The sequence below is a fragment of the Burkholderia anthina genome, from assembly GCF_902498995.1.
Classification (GTDB): Bacteria; Pseudomonadota; Gammaproteobacteria; order Burkholderiales; family Burkholderiaceae; genus Burkholderia; species Burkholderia anthina.
Genome location: NZ_CABVLY010000046.1, coordinates 19,435 through 27,518, shown reverse-complemented (window position 1 = coordinate 27,518; position 8,084 = coordinate 19,435). Strand labels below are relative to the sequence as shown.

Here is an 8,084-nt window from a genome sequence, read left to right as displayed (position 1 = left end):
GGCAACGCCATGGGCGGCCGCACGGGCGGCCTGCTGGGCGCGGCAGTCGGCGGCGGCGCCGGCGCGGCGCTCGGCGGCAACATGTCGCGCAGCTCGTCCGAGCGCGATCACGGCTATCGCCACCGCAAGCATCGCCACAACCGTCACTGGGACTAAGCGCCACGGGCGCGGCGCGGTGCGCGGCTTGCGCACCGGCGCGTCCGACGCGTCAGCGCCCGATCCGACGGTCGGCCCGGCAGTCCGAGCCGGGCCGCCATCGCCGGCCGGACCGGCCACCTTCCGCGGTTTCAGCAGTACATCCTGTCCGCCTCGATCGACGGGCCGGCATTCTCTCCCTTCCGCTCGACCTCTCCCGCCTAGCGACGACATCGCCGGTTGCATCCCCGTGTGCCCGATGCACGTCCTTCACCGTCACGCCACGCCACGTTCTGAAGCCGACGCGCGTGCGTGATCGAAGCAGTGCGGCATCTGCTCATCCTTCATTCTCCTGATCGTCCGTATCGCGCCTGCGTAGGGCCCTTCACCGGCACCGCACCGCGAACCTGCGCATCAGGATTTCCCTGATACGCAAACCGCGCGACCTGCCTGTTCACCGGCCGTCGCGGACGCCGGCAGGTAGTGGGAAATCGAATGGATGTCATCGCAACATTTAATTGGTCGATCGGAATCGACTTCGCTATCGTCAACGCTGCCCGCGTACGGAACCGAACCGTGCCGTCCCCCGTGCCCCGCCGCATGACTCCGAGTGTCCGCGGCCCGGCCGCCGGACCCACAAGCATGGGTCGCACCGCCCGCTGAACCGGGCGGACCCGTCGCGAAGCCTGGCCGACCGAACGAAGGCGCACGCGCTTTCAAGCCACCCCGGCAACGATGTTCCGCCGCCGCATGCGTGCCCCACGCGCCTGTGTGCCGCGGCTGCCGTTTTCGCCCGGGGCCGGACCAACCCATTGCCTGGATGCTTTATGTCTAAGACAACGTATTACGCGCCGCATGGCGGCCACCCGCCGCAGACCGATCTGCTGACCGATCGCGCGATGTTCACCGAGGCGTACGCCGTCATTCCGAAGGGCGTGATGCGTGACATCGTCACGAGCTGGCTGCCGTTCTGGACCAACACGCGCCTGTGGGTGATCGCGCGTCCGCTGTCGGGTTTCGCCGAAACCTTCTCGCAGTACATCGTCGAAGTGAACCCGGGCGGCGGCAGCGACAAGCCCGAGCAGGACAAGAACGCCGAAGCCGTGCTGTTCGTCGTCGAAGGCGAGGCCGAACTGACGCTGCAGGGCAAGCAGCACACGCTGAAGCCGGGCGGCTACGCATTCATTCCGCCGGGCGCCGACTGGACGCTGCACAACGTCAGCGATGCAGCCGTGCGTTTCCACTGGGTCCGCAAGCACTATCAGGTCGTCGACGGCATTCCGCTGCCGGAAGCGTTCGTGACCAACGAGCAGGACGTCGAGCCGATCCCGATGCCGGGCACCAACGGCGCATGGGTGACGACGCGCTTCGTCGACATGAGCGACATGCGTCACGACATGCACGTGAACATCGTGACGTTCGAGCCGGGCGGCGTGATCCCGTTCGCCGAAACGCACGTGATGGAGCACGGCCTGTACGTGCTCGAAGGCAAGGCCGTCTATCGCCTGAACCAGGACTGGGTCGAGGTGGAGGCAGGCGACTTCATGTGGCTGCGCGCGTTCTGCCCGCAGGCATGCTATTCGGGTGGCCCCGGCCGCTTCCGCTACCTGCTGTACAAAGATGTGAACCGTCACATGAACCTGACGCTGAACCCTGCGCGCTGAGCATCGCGCAGGGAGTCGGATGCGAAAGCCCGTCGGTGAATGCCGGCGGGTTTTTTATTTGGCGCGGCGGCCGGTTGCGCGGTCGAAGTGGCCGAACAGCGCGTGCCGCGTACTACACGTCGAGCGCGGCGGCAGCGAGTGCCGCGACCTGCAGCCGCGTGTCGGGTGGTTGTTCGTCTTCCATCAGCCAGAGTGCTGACAGGCCGGCCCACGCGAGGATCCATTGCAGCAACCGGCGCCAGTCGAGTTGCGCCGCGTTGGCGACAAGCATGACGCGATGCTCGAAGCGCGCGGGATCGACCGCGATGTCGTGCGCGGGATTGCAGAACAGGTTCGCGTAGTCGAACGCGCGGTCGCCGCGCAGGCCTTTCGGATCGATCGCGAGCCAGCCGCGATCGCCGAAGTGAAGCACGTTGCCGTGATGGATGTCGCCATGCAGGACCGCTTCGTCGACGGATGGCCCGGCCAGCAGCCGATGCGCGGTCGCGGCCGAGCGGCACAGCACGTCGTCGTCCGCGTCGTACGACAGCAGCGAATAGAACCAGTCGTGCAGCGGCACGAGTTCGGGTGGCGCGGCGGCGCGATGTGCGTGCAGCCGTGCGACAGCGTCGCACGCGATCCGGAGCGCGTCGTCGTCGTGGCCCGCGGCCGACAGGCCGGCGAGCGTCGGCGCGGGCTGCGCGCGTTCGAGCAGCACCGCATCGCTGTCGTGCAGCCAGACCCGCGCGGCGCCATCCCCGTTCCACCACGTCATCAGTGCATTGCCGCGACGCTCTTCGTCGCACGTGGCGACTTTCAGCATCGCCGGCCGCGCGTGCCAGGCGACGGGCAGCACGCCGCCGCTCGCGGTCAGGATGGGGCCGCCGTCGGGCACGAGGTCCCACAGGCGCAGGTAGGTGTCGAACATGCCGACGATGGTACAGGCGAAGCGACGCTCGCGCCGAGCGATTCGACTGTCCGAATGAACATCCATTCCTAAATAAAATTTAGCCAGCCAAACATTGGCTAAAGATTGTTCCGGTATTCCGGCATCCCTTCGACAATGCGCGCCTTTCGTGACGGATGGGCGCGTGGTGCGCGCCCGCCGTCGCCGCATCGAAGAAGGAACCCGAATGACCGACCACACCGCTTCCCCTCCGCCGCCGTCTCCGCGTCCCGCATCGCCACGTCGCCGCACATGGCGCATCCTCGCGGGCGCGCTGCTCGGCCTGGCACTCGCGTGCGCGGGCATCGGCGCATGGACGATCCATCGCATCTGGACACAACTGCCGTCCGTCGAACATCTGGCCGTCTATCGTCCCGCGCTGCCGCTGCGGATTTTCGCGCGCGACGGCGAACTGCTGGCCGAATATGGCATCGAGCGCCGCGAGTTCGTGCCGCTCGAGCACATTCCGCCGTTGATGCGGCACGCGCTGCTCGCGGCCGAGGACGCGAAGTTTTACGAGCACGGCGCGATCGATGTCGGCGGCCTCGCGCGCGCGACGTTCGCGAACGTCGTGACGCGGCAGCCCGGGCAGGGCGGCAGCACGATCACGATGCAGGTCGCGCGCAACTTCTATCTGACGCGCGACAAGGTGCTGAGCCGCAAGCTCGTCGAGATTCTGATGGCGATCAAGCTCGAACGCGCATACAGCAAGGACAAGCTGCTCGAGTTGTACATGAACGAGATCTATCTCGGCGAGCGCGCGTATGGCTTCGCGGCGGCCGCGCACGTGTATTTCGGCAAGCCGCTCGATGCGCTGACCGCCGGCGAGGCGGCCGTGCTCGCCGGGCTGCCGAAAGCGCCGTCGGCGTTCAACCCGGTCGTCAATCCGGCGCGCGCGACGGTACGGCGCGACTACGTGCTCGGCCGCATGCACGCGCTCGGCCAGCTCGACGATGCGACGTACCGCGCGGCGGTCGCCGCGCCGATCGCGCTGGCGACCACGCCGCCGCCCGGCATCGTCGCGGCGCCGTACGTCGCGGAGCGCGCGCGCCGGATGATGGTCGAGCGCTTTCACGACGAGGCCTACACGCTGGGCCTCGACGTGACCACGACGATCTCGATGCGCGACCAGCACGCGGCCGAAGCCGCCCTCGCGCGCACGCTGCGTCGCCAGAGCGCGAAGCGCGATGCGCGCAACGGGCTCGAAGGTGCGCTCGTGTCGCTGGATGCGGCGACCGGCGACATGCTCGCGCTCGTCGGCGGCGCGGATTTCAACCGCAACGTGTTCGACCATGCACTGCAGGCGTATCGCCAGCCGGGCTCGAGCTTCAAGCCGTTCGTCTATTCGGCGGCGCTGGAGAAGGGCTACTTCCCGGGCGTGCTGGTCGACGACACGCAGCGCACGCTCACGCATGCGGAAACCGGCGCGCGGCCGTGGCGTCCGCGCAATTTCGGCAACCACTACGAAGGTTTCATTCCGGTGCGACGCGGGCTCGTGCGCTCGAAGAACCTCGTCGCGGTCAGCCTGATGCAGGCGGCCGACCCGCGCTACGTGCAGCAGCATGCGGCGGCCTTCGGTTTCGATGCGCAGCGCAATCCGCCGTCGCTGCCGCTCGCGCTCGGCGCGGGTGCTGTGACGCCGCTCGAACTCGCGAGCGCGTACGGCGTGTTCGCGAACGGCGGCATGCGGATGGTGCCGCGCCTGATCCTGTCGGTGAAGCAGCGTCATGGCGGTGCGCTGTACGACGCACCCGTGCCCGACGGCGGGCGCGTCGTGTCGGCGCGCAACGCGTTCGTGATGGACAGCATGCTGCGCGACGTGGTGCGCGCCGGCACCGCGCGCGGCGCGCTCGCGCTGCGCCGCGACGACGCAGCCGGCAAGACGGGCACGTCGAACGGCTCGAAGGATGTCTGGTTCGCGGGCTATTCGTCGGGCATCGTCGCGGTCGCGTGGCTCGGCTACGACACGCCGCGGCCGATGGGACGCGCGACCGGCGCGTCGCTCGCGCTGCCGGTCTGGCTCGACTACATGAAGACGGCCGTCGACGGACGCACGCCGCTCGAGGCGACGCCGCCGCAGGACGTCGCGCTCGCCGACGGCGATTTCGTGTACGCCGAATACCTGCGCGGCACCTGCACCGCCGACGTGCCGCCGTTCATCCGCAGCCGCTACGCGTGCGGCGCGCCGGTGTCCGATGCGCGGGGCAATGACGGCGAATCCGACGCGCCGATGCCCGCGGCCGTCGACGCGGCCGAGCGCGAGCGCGTGCTCGACCTGTTCCGTACCGAAGACTGAGGCACACGATGCATACGCTTTATCTGATTGCGATCGTCGCGGAAGCGATGTCGGGCGCGCTGATGGGGATGCGGCGCGGGATGGACCGCTTCGGGCTCGCGCTGGTGGGCGCGGTGACCGCGCTCGGCGGCGGCACCGTGCGCGACGTGCTGCTCGGCCACTATCCGCTCGGCTGGATCGCCCATCCCGGGTACCTGATGATCACGCTCGCCGCGGCGACCGTCGCGTCGTGGGCCGCGCGGCACGTCGCGCGGATGAAGACGCTGTTCGTCACCGTCGACGCGATCGGCCTCGCGGCGTTCACGATCATCGGCTGCGACGTCGGCGCGTCGACGGGCACCGCGCCGATCATCGTCGTGCTCGCCGGTGCGATCACCGGGGTATGCGGCGGGATGCTGCGCGACCTGCTGTGCAACGAGATGCCGCTGATCCTGCGCGAGGAACTGTATGCGAGCGTCGCGTTCGTCACGGGCGCGCTGTACGTCGGGATGCAGCACGTCGGCATCGACGCGGGCGTCGCGACGGCGGTCGCGCTGGCGGCGGGCTTCACGATGCGGATGCTCGCGGTGCGGCTGGGCTGGAAGATGCGGACGTTCGGCGTCGCGGATCTCGAGCATTGAGCGGGCAGGTGCGCCGGAAGCGGCGACGCGACGGATACGCCGTCGCGCCCGCATTCAGTCCGGCTGCATCACCTGGAACACATTCCCTTCCGGATCGACGCCGTCGTACATCCGGTACGCGAAGCCGTCGTAGCGCTTGAGCGCGCGCACCGTCACGCGATCGCGGACGAGGCGCGCGCGATGCGCGTCGATGTCCGTGTCGATCGAGAAGACGAGCTTCACGTGGTTCGCATCCGCGCGCGCGGGCGTCGTTGCCGCGTGACGAAACGCCGGGCCGGCCAGATGCAGCGCGAGCTCGATCGCACCGGCGTCGAGCACGGCCCATTCGTCGTCGATTTCCTCGACGACCGGAAGATCGAAATACTGCCGATAGAACGCTTTCAGCAATGCGACGTCCTGCACGTACAGGATGATGCGGGTCATCGGAAGCGGCATGGACGTCTCCTGGAAGGCGATGAGCGAATGGCGATGCCGGCCGCGCAGCACGCAGCCGGTTCATGCGCCGGCGTCACACCGGCACCATGACCGGCGGCGCTCCGTCGCCCGTTTCCACCCTCTTCACCGCGAAGCCGTAGCACCGCGCGATATGGGCGGGCGTCATCACGTCGCGCGGCGCGCCGTGCGCGACGATCGTGCCGTCGGCGAGCATCGCGATCGTATCCGCATGCCGCGCGGCGAGGTTCGGATCGTGGACGATCGCGAGCACGCCGAGCCGCCATTCGCGCGCGACCTCGCGCACGGTATCGAGCAGCCGGTGCTGATGCGCGAGATCGAGCGCGGCGGTCGGTTCGTCGAGCAGCAGATAGCGCGGAGCGGTTTCCGGCGCGTCGTCGTCCGGCCACAGCTGCGCGAGCACGCGCGCGAACTGCACGCGTGCAAGCTCGCCGCCCGACAGCGTCGTCACGTCGCGTCCGACGAGCGCGTCGGCGCCCGCGCGTTCGAGCGCACACCACGCGATGTCGCGATCGCGGCGCGACGTCGCACCGCTGCGCCGCGCATGCGGATAGCGGCCGAGCAGCACGATTTCGTCGACGCTGAACGGAAACGCCGGCTGCGCGGCCTGCGGCAGCACGGCGCGCTGGCAGGCGAGCCGCGGCGCGTCGATGCGCGCGAGCGGCTCGCCGTTCAGCGTGATGTCGCCGGTCACGCGCACGCCGTTCGGCGCGACGCTGCCGGTCAGCTCTCCCGCGAAGGTCTTCAGCAGCGTACTCTTGCCCGCGCCGTTGCGGCCGAGCAGCGCGGTCACGCGGCCCGGTTCGATCGACAGCGACAGGTTGCGGAGCACGGTGGTATGCCGGCGGGCGACGTCGAGATGATGGGCGGTCAGCATGATCGGTGAATGAAGGGTTCAGCCGCCGAGCGCGCCGCGGCTTTTCCACAGCAGCGCGAGAAAGAACGGCGCGCCGAGCAGCGCGGTGAGCACGCCGAGCGGAATCTCGGCGGGGGCCGCCGCCGTCCGGGCGGCGAGATCGGCGGCAAGCGTCAGCAGTGCGCCCAGCAGCGCGGCGCCGGGCAGCACGACGCGCTGGTCGGGGCCGCACGCGAGGCGCACGCAGTGCGGCGCGACGAGGCCGATGAAACCGATGATGCCGGCGCACGACACGAGCGCGCCGACCGCGAGCGCGACCGCGACGAGCACGCGCCGCTTCAGCCGCTGCACGGGCACGCCGAGATGCAATGCCTCGGTTTCGCCGAGCTGCAATGCGTTCAGCGCATCGCGGTCGCGCGCGAGCAGCACGCAGCCGATCGCGACGCACGGCGCGACGGCCGCCAGCGCCGACCATTGCGCGCCGCCGAGGCTGCCGAGGCTCCAGAAGGTCAGCGAGCGCAGTTGCGCGTCGTCGGCGACGAACGTGAGCAGCCCGATCGCCGCGCCGACCAGCGCGTTGATCGCGATGCCGGCGAGCAGCAGCAGCGGCAGCGCGAGCCGGCCGCGCGACGCGGCGAGCCGGTAGACGAGCGCCGCGACCGCGAGCGCGCCCGCGAATGCGGCGACGGGCAGCACGGCCGCGCTCACGTGCGCGGCGAACAGCGCGGGGCCGAGCACGATCGTCGTGGTCGCGCCGAGCGCCGCGCCGCTCGACACGCCGACGAGCCCCGGGTCCGCGAGCGGATTGCGGAACAGCGCCTGCATCGCGGCGCCGGCCGCGCCGAAGCCGCCGCCGACCAGCAACGCGAGCGCGACGCGCGGCGCACGGATGTCGAACAGCACCGCGCGGGCCTGCCGCGCGGCCGGGTCGCCGCTCAGCGCGGCCCACGCTTCGGCGAACGGAATGCGGTAGGCGCCGACGCACAGCGCGACGACGGACATCGTGCACACGAGGATGGCGAGCGCGGTCAGCGCGAACGGCGCAACGCGGCGCGACGTGCCGATGCGCGCGGCGCCGAGGGTGGCGCCCGACGGGGGCGACGACGCGGAGAAGGGCGAAGCATGAGCAGGCATC

7 protein-coding genes are annotated in these 8,084 nt (G+C 70.0%); 3 read left to right on the top strand and 4 right to left on the bottom strand.

Going from position 1 to position 8,084, the window contains the following annotated elements; translation table 11 throughout:
• The first annotated feature begins 962 nt into the window (after nt 1-962).
• Entirely contained in the window at nt 963-1,799 is an 837-nt protein-coding gene (locus tag BME24068_RS33980; RefSeq protein WP_096506528.1) for a bifunctional allantoicase/(S)-ureidoglycine aminohydrolase, read from the top strand.
• Nucleotides 1,800-1,911: 112 nt separating this feature from the next.
• On the opposite strand, the gene BME24068_RS33975 is transcribed toward BME24068_RS33980, so the two are convergent.
• Complete coding sequence (locus tag BME24068_RS33975; RefSeq protein ID WP_174928716.1) at nt 1,912-2,706, bottom strand: aminoglycoside phosphotransferase family protein; 795 nt, start codon at nt 2,704-2,706, stop codon at nt 1,912-1,914.
• 205 nt (nt 2,707-2,911) lie between these two features.
• Here BME24068_RS33975 and BME24068_RS33970 point away from each other — a divergent pair, with 205 nt between their 5' ends.
• Both BME24068_RS33970 and BME24068_RS33965 read left to right on the top strand, forming a co-directional pair.
• The gene (locus tag BME24068_RS33970; protein WP_174928715.1) at nt 2,912-5,020 is read left to right on the top strand and encodes a penicillin-binding protein 1A; all 2,109 of its coding nucleotides are present in this window, start codon (nt 2,912-2,914) and stop codon (nt 5,018-5,020) included.
• 8 nt (nt 5,021-5,028) lie between these two features.
• On the top strand, nt 5,029-5,640 hold the full coding sequence (locus BME24068_RS33965; protein ID WP_096506531.1) for a trimeric intracellular cation channel family protein: 612 nt from the start codon (nt 5,029-5,031) through the stop codon (nt 5,638-5,640).
• A 54-nt stretch (nt 5,641-5,694) separates the two neighbouring features.
• On the opposite strand, the gene BME24068_RS33960 is transcribed toward BME24068_RS33965, so the two are convergent.
• The 3 genes from BME24068_RS33960 to BME24068_RS33950 form a co-directional block, all read right to left on the bottom strand.
• Complete coding sequence (locus BME24068_RS33960) at nt 5,695-6,075, bottom strand: VOC family protein (RefSeq protein ID WP_174928714.1); 381 nt, start codon at nt 6,073-6,075, stop codon at nt 5,695-5,697.
• A 73-nt stretch (nt 6,076-6,148) separates the two neighbouring features.
• Nucleotides 6,149-6,970 (bottom strand): heme ABC transporter ATP-binding protein, encoded by an 822-nt coding sequence (locus tag BME24068_RS33955; protein WP_174928713.1) that lies wholly within the window; start codon nt 6,968-6,970, stop codon nt 6,149-6,151.
• A gap of 18 nt (nt 6,971-6,988) precedes the next feature.
• On the bottom strand, nt 6,989-8,083 hold the full coding sequence (locus BME24068_RS33950) for a FecCD family ABC transporter permease (RefSeq protein ID WP_174928712.1): 1,095 nt from the start codon (nt 8,081-8,083) through the stop codon (nt 6,989-6,991).
• Nucleotide 8,084: the final 1 nt, after the last annotated feature.

Excerpts from the sequence above, each read along its gene's own strand:
- BME24068_RS33980 (WP_096506528.1), top strand. The coding sequence starts at position 963 with ATGTCTAAGACAACGTATTACGCGCCGCATGGCGGCCACCCGCCGCAG.
- BME24068_RS33975 (WP_174928716.1), bottom strand. The coding sequence starts at position 2,706 with ATGTTCGACACCTACCTGCGCCTGTGGGACCTCGTGCCCGACGGCGGC.
- BME24068_RS33970 (WP_174928715.1), top strand. The coding sequence starts at position 2,912 with ATGACCGACCACACCGCTTCCCCTCCGCCGCCGTCTCCGCGTCCCGCA.
- BME24068_RS33965 (WP_096506531.1), top strand. The coding sequence starts at position 5,029 with ATGCATACGCTTTATCTGATTGCGATCGTCGCGGAAGCGATGTCGGGC.
- BME24068_RS33960 (WP_174928714.1), bottom strand. The coding sequence starts at position 6,075 with ATGCCGCTTCCGATGACCCGCATCATCCTGTACGTGCAGGACGTCGCA.
- BME24068_RS33955 (WP_174928713.1), bottom strand. The coding sequence starts at position 6,970 with ATGCTGACCGCCCATCATCTCGACGTCGCCCGCCGGCATACCACCGTG.
- BME24068_RS33950 (WP_174928712.1), bottom strand. The coding sequence starts at position 8,083 with ATGCCTGCTCATGCTTCGCCCTTCTCCGCGTCGTCGCCCCCGTCGGGC.